This window comes from Nonomuraea turcica (assembly GCF_030718205.1).
In the GTDB taxonomy this organism is placed as follows: domain Bacteria; phylum Actinomycetota; class Actinomycetes; order Streptosporangiales; family Streptosporangiaceae; genus Nonomuraea.
The window spans coordinates 309,066-326,118 of the sequence record NZ_JAUZQF010000007.1; the positions used below are offsets into that span (position 1 = coordinate 309,066).

At 71.1% G+C, this 17,053-nt stretch carries 16 protein-coding genes; 5 read left to right on the top strand and 11 right to left on the bottom strand.

From position 1 onward, the window contains the following. Window positions 1-90: 90 nt before the first annotated feature. Both Q9G87_RS20480 and Q9G87_RS20485 read left to right on the top strand, forming a co-directional pair. Window positions 91-696, top strand: coding sequence for a TetR/AcrR family transcriptional regulator (locus Q9G87_RS20480; protein WP_305918005.1), 606 nt, complete (start codon window positions 91-93; stop codon window positions 694-696). A 32-nt stretch (window positions 697-728) separates the two neighbouring features. Then, window positions 729-2,141: an MFS transporter gene (locus Q9G87_RS20485; RefSeq protein ID WP_305918006.1), complete on the top strand. Its 1,413-nt coding sequence runs from the start codon at window positions 729-731 to the stop codon at window positions 2,139-2,141. Here Q9G87_RS20485 and Q9G87_RS20490 read toward each other — a convergent pair. Beyond that, the gene (locus tag Q9G87_RS20490; protein WP_305918007.1) at window positions 2,138-3,367 is read right to left on the bottom strand and encodes a cytochrome P450; all 1,230 of its coding nucleotides are present in this window, start codon (window positions 3,365-3,367) and stop codon (window positions 2,138-2,140) included. The two genes, Q9G87_RS20485 and Q9G87_RS20490, sit on opposite strands and share 4 nt — an antisense overlap. A gap of 67 nt (window positions 3,368-3,434) precedes the next feature. On the opposite strand from Q9G87_RS20490, the gene Q9G87_RS20495 reads away from it, so the two are divergent. Then, window positions 3,435-4,811 carry an FG-GAP repeat protein gene (locus Q9G87_RS20495; protein WP_305918008.1) on the top strand — a complete coding sequence of 459 codons (1,377 nt, stop codon included), beginning with the start codon at window positions 3,435-3,437 and terminating at the stop codon, window positions 4,809-4,811. On the opposite strand, the gene Q9G87_RS20500 is transcribed toward Q9G87_RS20495, so the two are convergent. Genes Q9G87_RS20500 through Q9G87_RS20525 form a run of 6 tightly spaced genes read right to left on the bottom strand, consistent with a single transcriptional unit; the run spans window position 4,796 to window position 10,618 of the window. Continuing rightward, complete coding sequence (locus tag Q9G87_RS20500; protein ID WP_305918009.1) at window positions 4,796-6,256, bottom strand: sensor histidine kinase; 1,461 nt, start codon at window positions 6,254-6,256, stop codon at window positions 4,796-4,798. The two genes, Q9G87_RS20495 and Q9G87_RS20500, sit on opposite strands and share 16 nt — an antisense overlap. Next, a complete protein-coding gene (locus tag Q9G87_RS20505) occupies window positions 6,253-6,948 on the bottom strand; it encodes a response regulator transcription factor (protein WP_305918010.1) in 696 nt (231 codons plus the stop codon). Before Q9G87_RS20505 ends, Q9G87_RS20500 begins: the two co-directional genes overlap by 4 nt. After that, window positions 6,945-7,472 (bottom strand): DUF5666 domain-containing protein, encoded by a 528-nt coding sequence (locus Q9G87_RS20510; protein ID WP_305918011.1) that lies wholly within the window; start codon window positions 7,470-7,472, stop codon window positions 6,945-6,947. The genes Q9G87_RS20505 and Q9G87_RS20510 overlap by 4 nt, the downstream gene beginning before the upstream one ends. A gap of 22 nt (window positions 7,473-7,494) precedes the next feature. Next, window positions 7,495-8,754: an ABC transporter permease gene (locus Q9G87_RS20515; RefSeq protein WP_305918012.1), complete on the bottom strand. Its 1,260-nt coding sequence runs from the start codon at window positions 8,752-8,754 to the stop codon at window positions 7,495-7,497. Then, on the bottom strand, window positions 8,751-9,491 hold the full coding sequence (locus Q9G87_RS20520) for an ABC transporter ATP-binding protein (RefSeq protein ID WP_305918013.1): 741 nt from the start codon (window positions 9,489-9,491) through the stop codon (window positions 8,751-8,753). Before Q9G87_RS20520 ends, Q9G87_RS20515 begins: the two co-directional genes overlap by 4 nt. After that, entirely contained in the window at window positions 9,488-10,618 is a 1,131-nt protein-coding gene (locus Q9G87_RS20525) for an efflux RND transporter periplasmic adaptor subunit (protein WP_305918014.1), read from the bottom strand. Before Q9G87_RS20525 ends, Q9G87_RS20520 begins: the two co-directional genes overlap by 4 nt. 194 nt (window positions 10,619-10,812) lie before the next feature. On the opposite strand from Q9G87_RS20525, the gene Q9G87_RS20530 reads away from it, so the two are divergent. Further along, window positions 10,813-12,327, top strand: a complete 1,515-nt coding sequence (locus tag Q9G87_RS20530) for an efflux RND transporter periplasmic adaptor subunit (RefSeq protein ID WP_305918015.1) — start codon at window positions 10,813-10,815, stop codon at window positions 12,325-12,327. 56 nt (window positions 12,328-12,383) lie between these two features. On the opposite strand, the gene Q9G87_RS20535 is transcribed toward Q9G87_RS20530, so the two are convergent. The 3 genes from Q9G87_RS20535 to Q9G87_RS20545 all read right to left on the bottom strand — a co-directional run bounded on the left by Q9G87_RS20535 (window position 12,384) and on the right by Q9G87_RS20545 (window position 15,415). Further along, window positions 12,384-13,949 carry an alkaline phosphatase D family protein gene (locus tag Q9G87_RS20535; RefSeq protein ID WP_305918016.1) on the bottom strand — a complete coding sequence of 522 codons (1,566 nt, stop codon included), beginning with the start codon at window positions 13,947-13,949 and terminating at the stop codon, window positions 12,384-12,386. A 66-nt stretch (window positions 13,950-14,015) separates the two neighbouring features. Next, window positions 14,016-14,606, bottom strand: coding sequence for an HAD family hydrolase (locus Q9G87_RS20540; protein ID WP_305918017.1), 591 nt, complete (start codon window positions 14,604-14,606; stop codon window positions 14,016-14,018). Beyond that, the gene (locus tag Q9G87_RS20545) at window positions 14,603-15,415 is read right to left on the bottom strand and encodes a hypothetical protein (protein WP_305918018.1); all 813 of its coding nucleotides are present in this window, start codon (window positions 15,413-15,415) and stop codon (window positions 14,603-14,605) included. Before Q9G87_RS20545 ends, Q9G87_RS20540 begins: the two co-directional genes overlap by 4 nt. Window positions 15,416-16,003: 588 nt before the next feature. Between Q9G87_RS20545 and arfB the strand changes: the two genes are divergently transcribed. Continuing rightward, window positions 16,004-16,411: an alternative ribosome rescue aminoacyl-tRNA hydrolase ArfB gene (arfB, locus tag Q9G87_RS20550; protein ID WP_305918019.1), complete on the top strand. Its 408-nt coding sequence runs from the start codon at window positions 16,004-16,006 to the stop codon at window positions 16,409-16,411. An 18-nt stretch (window positions 16,412-16,429) separates the two neighbouring features. On the opposite strand, the gene Q9G87_RS20555 is transcribed toward arfB, so the two are convergent. Next, the gene (locus Q9G87_RS20555; RefSeq protein WP_305918020.1) at window positions 16,430-16,963 is read right to left on the bottom strand and encodes an NADPH-dependent FMN reductase; all 534 of its coding nucleotides are present in this window, start codon (window positions 16,961-16,963) and stop codon (window positions 16,430-16,432) included. Between the last annotated feature and the right edge of the window lie 90 nt (window positions 16,964-17,053).

A 17,053-nucleotide genomic window follows, 5' to 3' on the forward strand; every position in this document is an offset into this window, starting at 1 on the left:
CGTGATCAGACTGTTACAACAGGCGGCTCACCCGTGATGTGAGGACCGGGAGCCCGCGGCGATCAGCCCGGCTCGGCCTACCATGGGCCTATGCCCCGCATCTCGGCCGCCACGATCGGCGAGCACCGTGCTCAGACGCGCGACCGCATCCTGCAGGCCGTCTCGCGCCTGGCCCGCGTGCAGGGCATCGACGGCATCTCCCTGACGGACGTGGCCGCGGAGGCCGGGATCACCCGGACGGTGCTGTACAACTACTTTCCGGACAAGGCGGCATTGTTGCTGGCCTTCACCGAGCGAGTGACCCAATACTTCATCGACAGCTACGAGCGGGAGCTGTCCGAGGGCGCCTCGCCGGCGGATCGGTTGCGGGCTTTCGTCCGGCTGCAGCTCGCGGGGCTGCTGGCGCATCCGCATCCGGGGGCGGCCGATCTCAGCGCGGCGCTGGGGCCGGACGCTTACCAGCAACTGGCCGAGCACGTCGCGCCCATGCAGCGCATTCTCGTGGAGATCCTGGAGAGCGGCATCGCGTCGGGCGAATTCCGGGTGATCGACGTTCCGGCCACTGCTCGCATGATCCTGGCTGTCATCGGGGCCGAGCGGGTTCCGCTCATCAGCGGGGCCGTCACGGTTGAGGCCGCGGAGGCGCTGGTCTGCGAGTTCGTGCTGCGGGCGCTCGGCAGCCGATCCCCCGCCTGATCGCGCTCCGGCACGATGACAGGATGGGGCCCATGACAATTGGCCCCAAAGAGCTCCATAACGGCGAACATTTGGAGCTGAAGTCGGCGAGCGGCCGGTGGGTGTTGCTCGCGACCGTGCTCGGGTCCGGGCTCGCCATGCTCGACAGCACCGTGGTCAACGTCGCACTGCCGTTCCTCGGCCGGGATCTCGACGCGGGCATGGCCGGCCTGCAGTGGACGATCAACGCCTACACGCTCACCCTCGCTGGGCTGATCCTCCTGGGTGGGTCCCTCGGCGACCGGTACGGCCGGCGGAGGATCTTCCTCGTCGGCACGGTGTGGTTCGCCGTGGCGTCCGCGCTCTGCGGGCTGGCGCCGAACATCGAGTTCCTGATCGCGGGCCGGGCGCTGCAGGGCATCGGCGGGGCGCTGCTGACACCGGGGTCGCTGGCGATCATCCAGGCGTCGTTCGTGCGCCACGACCGCCCGCGGGCGGTCGGGGCGTGGTCGGGGCTCGGCGGGGTGGCCGCCGCGATCGGGCCGCTGCTCGGCGGGTGGCTCGTGCAGACGGTGGGGTGGCGGTGGGCGTTCCTGATCAACCTGCCGTTCGCGCTGGTGGTGGTGCTGGTCGCGCTGCGGCACGTGCCCGAGAGCAGGGACGAGCAGGCCGCGGGGCGCTTCGACGTGCTGGGGTCGGTGCTGGCGGCGCTGGCGCTGGCCGGGGTCACGTACGGGCTGATCGAGAGCGGCGCGGCGGTGCCGCTCGTCGTGGGGCTCGTGCTGGGGGCGGCGTTCGTGGTGCTCGAGATCCGGCGGTCGCCGGACGCGCTGGTGCCGGTGGGACTCTTCAGGAACCACGTGTTCACGGCGGTCAACGTAGTGACGCTGATCATGTACGCGGCCATGGGCGTGGTGTTCTTCCTGCTGGTCGTGCAGCTGCAGGTGGTGTCCGGGTTCTCCCCCATCGCGGCGGGGCTGGCGATGCTGCCGACGACGATCCTGATGATCCTGCTGTCCGCCCGGGCCGGCGAGGTCGCCAAGCGGTACGGGCCGCGCCTGCCGATGACGCTCGGGATCCTGCTCGCGGGCTGCGGCTTCCTCTGGATGAGCACGATCGGGCCAGGCGCTTCCTACCTGCTGCAGGTCCTGCCCGCGGCCTCCATCTTCGGGCTGGGGCTGTCGGCGGCCGTCGCGCCGCTCACGGCGACCGTGCTGGCCACCGCCGACGAGCGGTATGCGGGCACCGCCAGCGGCGTCAACAACGCGGTGGCCCGCACCGGGAGCCTGCTGGCGGTGGCCGCGGTGCCGCCGGCGGTCGGCCTGGTGGGCGACGCGTTCCAGAATCCCACGGTGTTCGACGCCGGGTTCCGGATGGCCATGCTGATCAGCGCCGGGATGATGGTGGTGTCGGCGCTGATCACGTTCGCCGCCATCAGGACCAACGTCCTGGCCGACGAGGACTAGAAGGTGAACGCCTGACTGCGGACGCTGTTGTCGAAGTTCGACAACAGCAGCTCGGGCTCGCCGACCGAGCGCACGCCGGGGAGCCTGTTCAGCAGCTCGCGGAACATCGTCCGCATCTCCTGCCTGGCCAGGTTCGCACCCAGGCAGAAGTGCGGTCCCGGGCCGCCGAAGCCGACGTGCGGCTTGGTGTCGCGGGTGATGTCGAACGTGTCCGCGTCAGGGAAGACGGACTCGTCCCGGTTGGCGGAGCCGTAGAACAACACGACCTTGTCGCCCTTCTTCAGCTCCAGGCCGCGCAGCGCATAGTCCTCGGTGACCGTGCGGCGGAACTGCATGATGGGCGAGACGTAGCGGACCATCTCCTCGATGGCCGCGTTGATGTGCGTGCCGAAGTCGCTCATGAGCAGCTCGCGCTGCGCCGGGTTGTCGGTGAGGAGCTTGATGCCGTGCGCCATCGTGTTGCGGGCGGTCTCGTTGCCGGCGACCAGCAGCAACGCGAAGAAGGAGCCGAGCTCCTTGTCGGTCAGCTTCTCCCCGTCGGGGTTGGCGTTGACCAGGAGGGAGACGAGGTCGCCCTTGGGGTCGGCGACGCGTTCGTGGCCGAGCTTGATGACCATGCGCTGCAACGCCAGCAGGGCCAGCATGTTCTGGCCGGCCATCTGGACGCTGCGGGCCAGGCTGGGGCGTACGCCGGTGTAGGCGGTGGAGATGTCGACGTGCTGGTGGACCTTGGCCCGCAGCTCCTGCGGGATGTCGAGCATGTCGCAGATGACGTGGATCGGCAGGCGGGCGGCGACCTGGGTGACGAAGTCGCGGGGGCCGTCCTTGACGACGTCGTCGACGATGCGGGCGCAGGCGGCCTCGATGTCGCTCTGCAGGCCGGCCAGCATCTTGGGGCTGAAGGAGCGGGTGACGATGCGGCGCAGGCGGGCGTGGCGCGGGTCGTCCATGTTGACCATCGACTCGCCGAACACCTGCTTCACCCAGCCGGGCGGCTCCGGGTTGGTGACCGCGGGCTCGCTGGAGAAGATCTTGGCGTTGCGGCTGGCCTCGACCACGTCCGCGTGCCGTACGAGCGCGTAGAAGCCCTTGCCGGAGCGCAGGAGCGGCACCTTCTTCTCCGGGAAGAACACCGGATGCTCTAATTGCCGGAGCCGGGCGAACGCCTCATTCCGCTCTTTGAGCGGCCTGCGCCAGAAATCCAGATCAGCGAGGTCGATGTCCACCCGTCTATCCTGGCACGTTCCCACGGTGTTAAAGCCGGGTTCGTGCGGGGCGGACATACCTGCAAGTATGAATGCGCTGCTCGCCGCCTGCCTGGTTCTGCCCCTCGCTTCCGGCGCCACTCCCGCCGCCGCCCGCTCGTGCGGCGGGCATCCTCTCGACTTCGACGGCGACAGCCGTCCCGACCTCGCCGTGGCCGCCCCCTACGACAACGCGCGGGCCGGTTCGGTGACCGTCATGTATGGGTCGGGAAAGAAGGTGAAGCTCGCCCAGGACGGCGCGGAGCCGGGCGACTCGTTCGGCTCGGCGCTGGCCGTCGGCGACTTCAACGGCGACAAGTGCGCCGACCTGGCCGTCGGGGTGTCGGAGGAGTTCGCCGGGGAGCGGATCTCCGGCGCCGACGGGAACGGGGTCGTCCAGCTCTTCAACGGGTCCGTGGACGGTCTGGTCAAAGGCAAGGAGCTGGCGGTCGCGAAGCCGTCCAGCGACCGGTTCGGGGCCTCGCTGGCCGCCGGGGATCTCGACGGGGACGGCCGGGATGAGCTCGTCGTGGGCGCGCCCAGCCACCGGTCGGGCGGCGCGGTCACGGTGTACTGGATGAAGGGCCGCAAGCCGTACCAGATCACGCAGAAGACGCCGTGGGTGCGGCAGGCGGCGAACGTGACCGACCAGTGGGGCGCCTCGCTCGCGACCGGGGACTTCGACGGGGACGGGCGCGACGAGCTGGCCGTCGGGGCGCCTGCCGACAGCGTCACGCTGGACGGGCAGGGTTCGGTGACGGTGATCGACGTACGGGGCGAGCGGGCGCGGCAGCTCACCCAGAGCAGCCCGGGCATCAAGGGCGCCTCCGAGAAGTGGGACGGGTTCGGCGCGGCGCTGACCGCCGGGGACTTCAACGGCGACGGCAAGGCCGACCTGGCCATCGGCGTGCCCGGCGAGGGCATCACCAAGAACCAGCGCGCCCTGGACTACGGTGACGGCACCGTCGACGTTCTGTACGGCTCCCGCAACGGGCTGCGCACCGACAAAACCGAGGCCTGGTCGCAGAACACGCTCGACGGCAAGCCCCGTTACTACGACCGGTTCGGCGCGTCGCTCGCCGCCGGGGACTTCAACGGCGACGGCAGGGACGAGCTGGCCATCGGCGTGCCCGGCGAGCGGGCGGTCCAGGTGCTGATGGGCCGGTCCTCCGGCGGGCTGACCAGGGTCGGGAACCTGCTGATCAAGGGCAAGGGGCGGGACTTCGGCGCCTCAATGGCCGCGCTGCCCCTGGGCGAGCGCTACCGGCCGCTGGAGAAGCGCCGGCCGCTGTACGGGCTGGTGGTGGCGGCGCCGGACCAGGGGCTGGTCATGTACGCGCCGGGCTCCAGGAAGCCGGGTCTGCGGCTGGGCAAGGTCCGCCAGCTCGACAAGGGCACCGGCCTGTTCGGCTACGCCTTCGGCTGAGTCACCGGAAGGATCACCCGGAACAGGGCGCCCTTGCCGGGCTCGGACTCCGCGGTGACGATCCCGCCGTGCGCCTCCACCAGGGTCGCCGCGATCGACAACCCCAGTCCCGACCCGCCGGCGCCGCGTGCCGGGTCGGCCCGGTAGAACCGCTCGAACACCCGCTCCGCCACGTCCGGCGGGAACCCGGGCCCTTCGTCGGCCACCTCAACCACGGCCTGGTCGCCGTCCACGCCGACGCGCACCTGGAACGCCGTGCCCGGCGGGGTGTGGGTGAGCGCGTTGGTCACGAGGTTGCCGAGCACCTGCCCGAGCCGCGGCTCGTCCCCGATCACCACCACGTCGCCTTCTCCCGCGAACAGCCGTACCAGCTCGATCCGCCGGTCGGGCGCCAGCGTCTGGGCGTCGATCACCGCCGTGGCCGCCAGGCTCAGCAGGTCCACGGGCCGCATGGCCAGCTCGCGCCGCTGGTCCAGCCGGGCGAGCAGCAGCATGTCCTCCACTAGCAGCCCCATCCGCGCCGCCTGCCCCTCGATGCGGCTCAGCAGCCGTACGGCCTCGTCCAGGTCGCGCTCCTCCCCCAGCCGGTAGAGCTCCGCGAACCCCCTGATCGACGTCAGCGGTGTGCGCAGCTCGTGGGAGGCGTCGGCCATGAACCGGCGCATCAGCTCTTCCGAGCGCCTGGCGGCCGTGGCGGAGCGGCGGGCGGACTCGGCCGCGTCCTCCCGTTCCCGCGCTGCCGACTCGATCCGGGCGAGCATGGTGTTGAGCGAGCGGCCGAGCTTGCCGACCTCGGTGGTGGCCGCCCAGAGCGGCACGCGGCGTGACAGGTCGCCGCCCGCGATGTCCTTGGCCGTCCGCGCGATGTCGCGCAGCGGGCGCAGGCTGCGGCGTACCAGCCAATGGCAGACGACACCGAGCACGATCAGCGTGCCGCCACCGGCCACCGCCACGATGAGGGCGAGCTGCGAGACCGTGGCGTCCACCTCGCCCAGATTCATGGCGATCACCCGGCTCTGGCCCTCACGCCCGGGCGCGGCGACGACCCGCCAGCTCGGGCCGCCGGCCGCTCGCGACTCGACGGTGAACGGGCGGCCCTGGAGCGCGCGCACGTCGGCGGCGGCCAGCCGGGGCAGGGCGGGGACATGCTCGTCGGTCGACTCGCTGAGCGTCCTGATCGTGACGCCGTTCGCGTTCAGCACCACGACGTGGAACAGCCCGAAGAAACGTTGCGGGCGCGCGCCCACCGGGCGCGGCTCGGGCGGCGGGGGCAGCTCGCGCGGTGCGCTGGCGGCGCGCAGTTGCTGGTCGACGCGGTCGACGAGGTAGCCCCGCAGCAGCCACGCGGCGAACAGGCCGGTCAGGGTGATGGCGAGGGTGACCAGCAGCAGGGTGGCCGAGACCAGCCGCAGCCACAGCGGAGTCCGCGCCAGATACTTCCTCATACGCGGGGCGGGCGCAGGATGTAGCCGACCCCGCGCAGCGTGTGCAGGTATTTGCGCTCGCCGGTGTCCACTTTCCTGCGCAGGTAGGAGACGTACGACTCGACGAGGCCGACGTCGGTGCGCCAGTCGCCGTTCCAGACGTGGTCGAGGATCTGCGTCTTGGACAGCACCCGGCCCACGTTGAGCATGAAGTACTGCAGCAGCCTGAACTCCGTCGGCGACAACTTCACGGGGATGCCGTCCCGCCAGACCTCGTGGGTCTCCTCATCCAGCTCCAGGTCGGCCACCTGCAGCCGGTTCGGCGGCGGAGTACCGCGCCGGGTCCTGCGCAGCACCGCCCGGATCCGGGCGATGACCTCTTCCAGGCTGAACGGCTTGGTCACGTAGTCCTCGCCGAGCCCCAGCCCGGCGATCCTGTCTTCGGGCGCGTCCTTGGCGGTCACGAAGAGCACGGGGACCCGGCGGCCGCGGGACCGCAGCCTGCCCGCGACCGCCAGGCCGTCAAGGTCGGGCAGCATCACGTCGAGCATCACCAGGTCCGGCGAGCTCTCCTCGGCCACCCGCAGCGCCTCCATGCCGTCGGCGGCGGTCAGCACCTCGAACCCGGCCATGCGCAGGCTGGCCGAGAACAGTTCCCTGATGTTGGGCTCGTCGTCGACCACCAGCAGCCTGGCCTCGGGCTCGCGGCTCATCGCGGGCCGCCTCCCTGGGTGATCGAGGCCGCGGCCACGGAGCCGTCGTTGCCCTGGCGGCCGCGTACCGTGATCGTGCTGCCCGCCTGCAGGTCGGACACCTTGCCCGGCTTGGCGATCTGGACGGTGGTCTGGTCGGTGGTGGTGACGGTGACGGTGGAGCCGTCCATGGTCTTGACGTAGATCGTGCCGCCCTCCACCTTCTCCACGGTCCCGATCGTGCCGCCGCCGCCCATGCGCTGGGCGAAGCCGCCCTGCCGGCCGCCGTCCCCGGGGGGCGCCTGCTGCACTCCCGCGGGGCCGTACCCCTGGGGCGCCTGTTGCATTCCTCCGGCGCGCAGCTGGGCTCCGGTGTCGGCCGAGCCGCCGGTCAGCTTGCCGGCCTGGATGCCGATGATGATCCCCGCCACCAGCACGACGCCGGCGGCCAGCGTCAGCGTGAGCTTCGACAGGCCCGCGCGGGGCTGGACGGCGAGCTCCTCGCGCAGGTCGTCGGGGTACGGCGAGCTGTCGAGCTGGGCCATGTGCATCTCCTTACGTGGCGCCCTACTCATGGCGCAGGGCCTGGATCGGCCTGAGCTTGGCCGCCCGGTTGGCGGGATAACTGCCGAAGAACAGCCCGATCCCCACCGACACGCCCAGCGCCAGCGCGACCGACGACGGCACCAGGACAGGCTCGATGCCGGCGATCGTGAATCTGGTCCCGAGGAACGCCACCAGCACCCCCGACAGCCCGCCGACCAGACTCAGCAACGTGGCCTCCAGCAGGAACTGGCCCAGGATGGCGCTCCTGGGCGCGCCGATCGCCTTGCGGATGCCGATCTCGCGGGTGCGCTCCGTGACGGTCACCAGCATGATGTTGGTGATGCCGATGCCGCCCACCAGCAGCGAGATCGCGGCGACGGCGCCGAGCAGCACGGTGAAGGTGCCGGTCGCCGCGCTGACGGTCTCCTGCAACGTGGCCTGGTTGAGCAGGCGGTAGTCCGGGTTGTCGTTGGTGATGCCATGTCGTTGGTTGAGGATAGCCGTGACCTCCGACTGGGCCGTCGTGGTGGTCCCGGCCCCGGTCGCCTGGACGACGATCGAGCTGAGCGAGCCGAACCCGCTCAGGCTCTGCTGCACGGCCGGCAGCGGCGCGACGGCCACGTCGTCGGCGTCCTGCATGCCGGTGGACCCGGCCTCCTTCAGCACGCCGACGACCGTGAACGGCACGCCGGACACGCTGACCTGCTTGCCGATCGGGTCGACGGTCCCGAACAGCTCCTCCACGACGGTCTGGCCGAGCACCACGACCTTCCTGGCGGCGAGCACGTCGTCGTTGAAGAAGTACGTGCCCCTTGCCACGGGCTTGTTCGTGGCCTCGAAGTAGCTCGGGTACGTGCCGACGAACTGGGCGATCGTGTGGCTGGCGGCCCCGTACGCGGCGGTCGAGGAGGAGGGGGTGACCACGGGCGAGACGCTCTTGACCGAGGGCGCGAGCGTCTTGTCGGTCAGCGCCTTGGCGTCGGCCAGGCTGAGCTGCCTGGCCTGGGTGCGCGGGCCGGTGTTGCCGCCCTGCGTCCGCATGCCCGCGCCTGCGCCTCCGCCCCCGCCGCCGCCTCCGGAGAAGGAAGGGGAGATCGTCAGCGTGTTCGCGCCGAGGCGCTGGATGTTCTGCTGGATGCTGCGCGAGGAGCCCTCGCCGACGGCCACCAGCATGATGACGGCGGCCACGCCGATGAGGATGCCGAGCGTGGTCAGCGAGCTGCGCATCTTGTTGGCCAGCAGGCCGCGCAGCGCGAAGCGGAGGATCTCGAGCTGGTTCACAGGGCGGCCATCCTCGGGGGCGGGCCGTCCACGGGCGCCTGCCGGCGGTCCTCGACGATCTCGCCGTCCACCAGCCGGATCACCCGCTTGGCGTGCGCGGCCACGTCGTTCTCATGGGTGATGATCACGATCGTGCGGCCGGAGTCGCTGAGCCGGTCCATGATCTGCAGCACGTCGCCGGTGGAGGCGGTGTCGAGATTGCCGGTCGGCTCGTCGGCCAGCAGCAGCGCCGGGGCGGTGACCAGCGCCCTGGCGACGGCGACGCGCTGCGGCTGGCCGCCGGAGAGCTGGTTCGGCTCGTGGTGCACGCGGTCGGCCAGGCCGACCTGCTCCAGCGCGGCCAGCGCCCGGGCGCGCCGCTCGGCCTGGCCGACGCCGCCGTACACGAGTGGCAGCTCCACGTTGGCCAGGGCGCTCATGCGCGGGATCAGGTTGAACGACTGGAAGACGAACCCGACGCGGCGGTTGCGCAGGATAGCGAGCTGGTGCTCGTCCAGGTGGCCCACGTCGGCGCCGTCGATCAGGTACGAGCCGCTCGTCGGCACGTCCAGGCAGCCGAGGATGTTCATGAGGGTCGATTTGCCGGAGCCGGAGGCGCCCATGATGGCGACGTAGTCGCCGCGTTCGACGTCCATGCTGACGCCGCGCAGGGCACGAACCCGGGCATCGCCCTCGCCGTACTCCTTGACGAGGTTCTTGACGCGCAGGACCGGCGCGGGACTGTCCGGGGCCGTCATTGCCCGCCTCCCAGCATGCCGCCTCCACTGCGCACCGCGCCGCCGCCGGGGAAGCCGCCGCCGCCGAACTGCCGCTGGATGCCGCCGCCGGTGGTGGTGCCGGTCGAGGCCGCCGGGGGCACGATCTGGTCGCCCTCGGAGACGCCCGACTTGATCTCCGTCAGCGTCGCGCCCTGCACCCCGACCTCCACGGGGGTCCTGGTCTGCCTGCCGTCCTTGAACAGGGTGACCGTGGTCTGGCCGCCGCTGGTGGAGACCGCCGTGGACGGGACGGTGACGACGTCGTCCGCCTGGCCGACCACGACCTCGACGGTGGCGGTCTGACCCAGCCGCACCTGTCCCGGCACCTCCGTGAACGTGACCGTGACCGGGTACTGCACCACGTTGTTGCTGGTGGCGGCTACCGGCTCGATCTGGGTGACCTTGCCGGTGGCGCGCACGCCGGGCAGCGCGTCGAACGTGATCGAGGCCGTCTGGCCCTGCTTGAGCTTGCCGGCGTCGGATTCGGTGAAGGAGCCGACCAGCTGGAGCTTGCCGATGTCGGCGAGCTCGATGAATCCGCTGGATCCCGACCCGGAGCCGGTCTGGGCCTGTCCCGTGCTGTGTCCCGAGGTCTGGTCCGAGCTTTGTCCCGAGCTCTGCCCTGAGCCGCTGGTGCCGCCGACCGAGCCGTTCACCGCCGTGACCGTGCCACCGAACGGTGCCTTCAGCACGGTGCCCGCCACGGTGCGCCGCGCCTCCCGATAGTCGTTGCGGGCTTTGATGTAGGCGGAGTAGAGCTGGGCCGTGCCGGTCCCGTCGGCCACGGCGCTGTCGTACGCGGCCTTGGCCGCCGCCAGGCTCTCCTGGGCGGCGTCGTCGTCCAGCCTGGCCAGGATGTCGCCCTTGCCGACCTTGTCGCCGGCCTTCACGTAGATCTTCTCGACCGTCCCGGACGTCCCGAACGAGAGGGCGCGGGACTTGGAGCTCGCGACCGCGCCAGAGGCGGACACGGAGGCCACCACGGAGCCGCGGCTCGCCGTCACCGTGCGCACGGTCGTCTCGCCCGCCGCCAGTCCCGTACCGAGCTGGCCGTAGGCGAGCACGGCACCGCCCAGCAGGAGGACCGCCAGGGCTCCGTTGGTCATCAGCGCCCGGCGGCTCATCCGCGCTCTGCGCCTGTTCGACACCTTCACAGGCCGTGACCCTTGCACACAACCCTGCGCCGCAGCCGCGAGCAAGCTGAACGTTCGCTGACAACGCCGGTCCTCGGGCGGGCACACAGGGAACTCTTAGGCTCCTCGCAGCGTGCCGTGAACCTGCTTCGGCAGGATGATCCGCCATGAGACGGACTTTCGCGCTGGGCGGGCTCGCCCTGGCCGTGCTCGCCGCGGGATCCGGCCTGGCGCTCACGCTGCGCGACGACACCCCGGCCACCATTCAGGTACGGCTCGCCGCCGCCCAGCGCGGGCAGGTCACGGCCGTGGTGAGCGCCGCCGGCAACACCGTGGACGGCTCCCGCCGCGACCTGGCCTTCGGTTCTTCAGGGACGCTCACCAAGGTGTACGTCAAGGCCGGGGCCAAGGTGAAGAAAGGCCAGGTCCTGGCCAGGATCGACGGGCGGGCGGCGCGGGAGGCGTACGAGGCGGCCCAGGCCGACGTGGCGGCGGCCGAAGAGGCCCTGGAGGAGGCGTCCGCCACGACGGGCACGTCGAACAGCGCGGTGACCTCCTGCGCCCCAAGCGGCGGGGGCGCCCTTGGTCCAGCGGGCCGTGCCTCCGCAAGCCCGAGTCCGAGTGCGAGCCTCGGCCCGACGGAGAGCTCGACGCCGGACCCGACGGGCAGCCCGCGCCCGTCGGCCACCCCCACCACGGAGCCGACCGGCCCCGGGCCCGAGCCCCGGCCCACGGTGACGGTCACCGTGACCGCCACCGTCACCGCGACCGTCACCGCCACGCCGAGCGGCGGCACCCAGCAGCCTGGAGGCGGGCGGCCGTCCTCGGCCGACGGCAGCCCGTCGGCCACGAGCTCCCCCACTGGCTCCCCCACCGGCAAGCCATCCGCGAGCGGAAAACCCACCGCGAGCGGGAGGCCCACCGCGAGCGGCAAGCCGTCGGCACGACCGAGCACCGGTGCGTCGAGCGGCGCTCGCCCGACGCAGGGCACCGGCCCCTGCGGGCCGAACCAGACCGGGGCCAGGGCCGAGTCCGGCGAAGAGCAGGCCGCCGCCAACGTGGACCGCGCCGAGGCCGCGCTCGAGCAGGCGGCGGACGCCGTACGCGCCACCCGCATCGTGGCCCCGGCCGCGGGAACGGTGCTGTCGGTCGCGGGCGGCGTCGGCGACACGGCGGGCACGGACACCTTCATCAGCCTCGGCGACCTGGACGAGCTGCAGGTCCAGGCCATGGTCACCGAATCCGACGTCAACCGGCTCAAGCGAGGCCAAAGAGCTCAGATCACGCTCGCGACGCGTGGCGGCGAACGCCATGAGGGCACGGTGACGGCCATCGCGCCGACCGCCACCGTGGACGGTCAGCTCGTCCGCTACTCGGTCACCCTCGCCTTCGACGCGCCGCCGCCCGGCCTCATGCTCGGGCAGACGGCCTCGGTGACCGTCACCACGGACGAGGCCAAGAACACGATCTACGTCCCCGCGGCGGCGGTACGCAGCAGGTCCGACGGCACCCAGATGGTCACCGTACGGTCGGGAGGCCGGGACGTGGCGAAGGTGGTGCGGACGGGAGTGCGCGGTGACCAGTACGTCGAGGTCACCGCGGGCCTGGGCGAGAGCGACCAGGTGGTCATGTCGGGCGGCACGACGGGCGAGTTCCCTGACGGCAACTGGCCCGGCGCATGACCTCCGCCCTCCGCCACCTGTGTTGAGGGGATCTTCAGCTGGTTCCCAGCGGACGTTCAGCCAACCGGGGGCGCCCCCGCCTGGCCGGCCGCCGCCGCCCCCGTCAGGGCCGGGATGCTGATGCGGTGGGCGGTCTTGGCCTTGGCGCCGCGGCGGGAGATGTAGTCCAGCGTCCGGTAGTCGACGGACAGGTCGTCGCTGGTCAGGCGGGCCACCAGGTAGCCGCGGCGCTGGTCGATGTAGGAAATGTGGGGATTCTCCTGGAGAGCCTCCGCGATCCACGTCCGGTCCCGGTACCCGTCCCCGTCGCTCGCGATCGACGACGCCACCAGCTCCCTGGCCACCACCGGCGAGTCCGGGTCGTCGAAGTCGGTCTTGAGCTCGGCCAGGTGGTGCATGTGCGCGTCCCCCGTCAGGACCACCGGGTTGGGCGTACGGGCCAGCGACCCCAGCAGCCGCGTCCGCTCGGCCGCGTACCCGTCCCACGAGTCCAGGTTGACCTCACGCCCCGGCCCGACCTTGTAGTCGCGGTGCGTCATCATGATCTGCTGGCCGAGCAGGTTCCAGCGGGTGGTGGAGCCGCGCAGCCCCTCCTCCAGCCACCGCCACTGGCCGGCGCCGAGCAGCGTGCGCTGGTCGGCGAGGCGGTCGTCGCACCCGGCCCGTACGCCGTCCAGGCACGCCTGGTCGTCGCGGAACTGCCGGGTGTCGAGCAGGTGGAAGCGGGCCAGCGTGCCCCAGGAGATGCGCCGGTTCACCTTGAGCACCGCCCCGTTGAGGCTGGCGCGGCGCAGCGGCATGTTCTCGTAATACGCGCGGAACGCCTCGGCCCGCAAACGGGCGAACCCGGGAGTCTCCCTGCTGGAGACCGGCCCGGCCCAGTTGTTCTCCACCTCGTGGTCGTCGAAGGCCACCAGCCACGGCGCCGCCGCGTGCGCGGCCTGGAGATCGTGGTCGCTCTTGTACTGGGCGTGCCGGAGCCGGTAGTCGGCGAGCGTCTGGCACTTGCCGGGCGTGTGGGTGCGTACGCGGCCGGCCAGTGCCGTGTAGCCGCTGGGGCCGTACTCGTACATGTAGTCGCCGAGGAACACCACCAGATCGGGCTCCTCCTCGGCCAGGCGCCGGTAGGCGGTGTAGTAGCCGTGCTCGTAGTGCGCGCAGGCGGCCACCGCGAAGGTGAGCGGGGTCGTCTCGCCGGTAGGCGTCGTCCTGGTGCGGCCGGTGGGCGAGATCCGGCCCTCGCTCCTGAACCGGTAGAAGTAGTCGCGCCCCGGCTCCAGGCCCTTCAGCTCGACGTGGACGCTGTGGGCGTCGCGGGCCCGGGCGGTGGCCGTACCGGACTCGACGATCCTGGAGAAGCGCTCGTCGGCCGAGACCTGCCAGTCCACCTGCACGTCGCGGGCCGGCATGCCGCCGCGGCCGTCGCTGCTCAGCGGGTTGACGGCCAGCCGCGTCCACAGGACGAAGCCGTCGGACGAAGGGTCGCCTGAGGCCACGCCGAGCGTGAACGGGTCGGTTCTGAGGGTTCTGGAGGAGGACGTGGCGGATGCTGGGGAGATGGGGGCTTGTGAGCTGAGGAGGCCGGCTGTCGCCGCCGCTGTCAGGAAGGCTCTACGGTCCACGTTCACAGGTATGTCCGCCTGCGCTGACCCCGCTGTGACAGTGGAGTCAAGGGCGGATGAACAGCATCAGTCGTCCCGTACGTCGGGCAGCGTTTCGCGCAGGGCCGCAGCATCGGTGAAGTGCACGCCGCGCATGCCCGCGCGTTCGGCGCCCTCGACGTTCTCCTGACGGTCGTCAATGAAGACGATCTCTGACGGGGCGGCGCCGAGCGCGCGGGCCATCTCGTCGAAGATCTCCCGATCCGGCTTGACCAGGCCCATCCTGCCGCTGTAGAAGCGGCGGCCGATGGCGGCGACCCAGGGCAGCTGGTCCAGCCCGTCGCCCATGCAGACCGGCATGTTCGACAGCAGCGCGACGTCGCACCCCGCCTCGATGAGCTCACCGAGCAGGGTCACCGTGCCCTCGTTGGGATGGGCCCAGCTGGCCACGTCCATGGCGACCAGGCGGGCGACCTCGGCGTGGGTGGCGCTCCTGCCGAGCACCGCGGACCAGTAGGCGAGCGGGGGCAGGCCGCGGTCGAAGTCCAGGCGGTGCTCCCAGTAACCCTCCTTGAACACCTCGGGGTCCACGTTCACCGCCCGCGCCATGGCCAGGGCGTCGGACTCGGGCTGGGGCAGCGACAGGACGCCGCCGTAGTCGAAGACAATCCACGTCATACCAAGAATGGTCGCAGATGCGGATCAAGCGCCGGACAGCCCAGATACTTCTCGGCGGTGTGGAAGTCGATCCAGTCGAGATTGACCAGCTCCTCGACGTCCACGCCGGCGAAGCTGCCGCACAGGTCGGGCGGGATGGCGGCGATGTCGTCCTTGTCGGCGATGTTCACCCAGCGCCGGACCCCGGACGGGCGCTCGCCTTGGCCGTTGATGGGGGCGGGCAGCAGGCGCTCGAAGACGACGTTGCGCATGCCGAGCGGGCTGCCGAGGGTGATCAGCAGGTCGATTCGCAGGTCGGGGTTGGCCCAGAGGGCCTCGTACGCGACGACGCTGCCGAGCGAGTGCGCGATGACCACCTTCGGCCGGTTCCTGCGGATGGTCTCGGCGACGACCTGCCGGCACTTCTCGCGCTTGGCCTGGTCGGTGAGGTATGCCGCCACCTCCGGCGCGAACAGCTGGGCGAACGCCGCCGACCTGCCGTCGAGCTTGGTGAGCAGCCAGCCGGTGAACGACTTGAGCGCGCCGGTGATGTGCTCGCCCACGCCCAGGTTCTTCGCCCATTCCGCGAGGACCTGCTGAGCGGGGGCTTCCATGGCGGCCAGCGAGCGCGGAGCGTCCTTCCCGTCGTGCAGGTGGTGGGAGAAGTACGCGATCTCGCTGAAGTACGCCCTTGCCTCGCCTCCGAGCGCGGTGTGCAGGTAGCGGTCCCATTTGAGGCGCATGGCCTGCGCGGCACCGGCCGCGGACCGGCCGGCCTCCACGTAGTAGTTGTACTTGCCGATCCCGTGTACGCCGACGATGACCGCCATCCTGCCTCCTCACGCGCGATCTTCTGGCGCGATGGTGGCACATGCCGCTTGCATCCGGCCATCACGGGAAGGCCCCCTCCGCCATAGCAGCCGCGGCGATGGGCGTGTCCGCCGCACGCTGGGCGCGCGCCTGGAGCTCACGCTCGGCGACGCCGAGGCCAGCAGCCTCCGCAGATCGCTCTGGGCGTCGTGTTTGAGGTTGCCGTGCAGCCGCGTCAGATCGTTGAGGTATCGCTCATACCGTGCCAACCGCGTGTGCCGCGACCCGTTGAGGGTCGTGGCCACCTTCGACCGCGTCGCCCCGTCCTCGATCAGCGCCGCCACGTCCAGCCGCCGCTCGATCGCGTCGAGCCTGGCGTGAATGCGCCGCGACCCCGGCGGAGACCACCCCGGTCAGCACGATGATCGCGACCGCGAGCCATCGCCCGGCGGGACCGAACGGCGTCAACGTCCGCCCCTCCTGCGCGATGCTCCCTACATATTCGCAGCGGCGGCGACAATGGAAAATGCCGTTGCGTACGGCATATGGCGCACAGATACGGTGACACTTACCTACATCAGGCATATTTCTGAACAGGAGCCCCACCCATGTCCCGCCCGCTGGTCGTCAACGACTCGGTCGTCATCCCCGACGCCGAGCTCGTCTGGCGCTTCTCCCGTTCGTCAGGCCCGGGCGGCCAGGGCGTCAACACCACCGACAGCCGCGTGGAGCTGATCTTCGACGTCGCCGCGAGCACGGCGCTGCCACCCCCGCTCAAGGCCCGGGCACTCGACCGGCTCGGCTCCGGCACGATCACGATCGCCGCTTCGGAGTACCGTTCCCAGCTCAGGAACAGAGAAGCCGCCGCGCACCGCCTGGCGCAGCGGCTGCGCGAGGCCATCGCCCCACCGCCCAAGCGCCGCCGCCCGACCAAGCCGAGCCGGGGCGCCATCGAACGCCGCATCGCCGCCAAGAAGCACCGCGCCGACCTCAAACGCCAGCGCCGCGAACCCTAGGCGCAGGACGGGCCCGGCTCAGAGCAGGAGCGCGGGCTCCATCACCTCGGCCGGGCACAACTGGGCGATCACGGCGCGGACCTGGCGGCGCAGGGCGGGATCGGCGAGATAACCGTCCTCGTCGAAGTGCGGGCAGGCAGGCGAGATCACCAGCTCGGCGCCCATCACGACGGCCCCGGCCGCCTGGAGCCGCTTGTACAACTCCGCCTGCGCCCACATGGCCCCGCAGGCTCGCGCGCTCGCGCTCATCACCGCCACATGCTTGCCGGTCAGCGCGTCACCGGCGGACATCCAGTCGAGGGTGTGGATCAGCTCGCCAGGCAACAGGCTGTGCTCGGGTGCGGTCATGAGCACCGCGTCCGACGCGGCGAGGAGCCCCAGGAGCTTTCGGACGGGCGCCGGCACCGGCCCGGCCGCGTACGGTGGCATCTCGCCCAGTCCCGGCCACACCTGGAACCCGACGCCCTCAGGCAGCTCACCGCCCGCCGCTTCCAGCAATCTGTTGATAAAAGACCCCTCGTGGAGGCCGGCGGCGATCCCGATGATTTTCACCCTCTGCTCCCAAGGGGTTCCGGTGTTACCGGGAAACCTGCCCGATGCCGTGGATGTCCAAGACCATCTCCGGGTCAAGAACGGTACGGC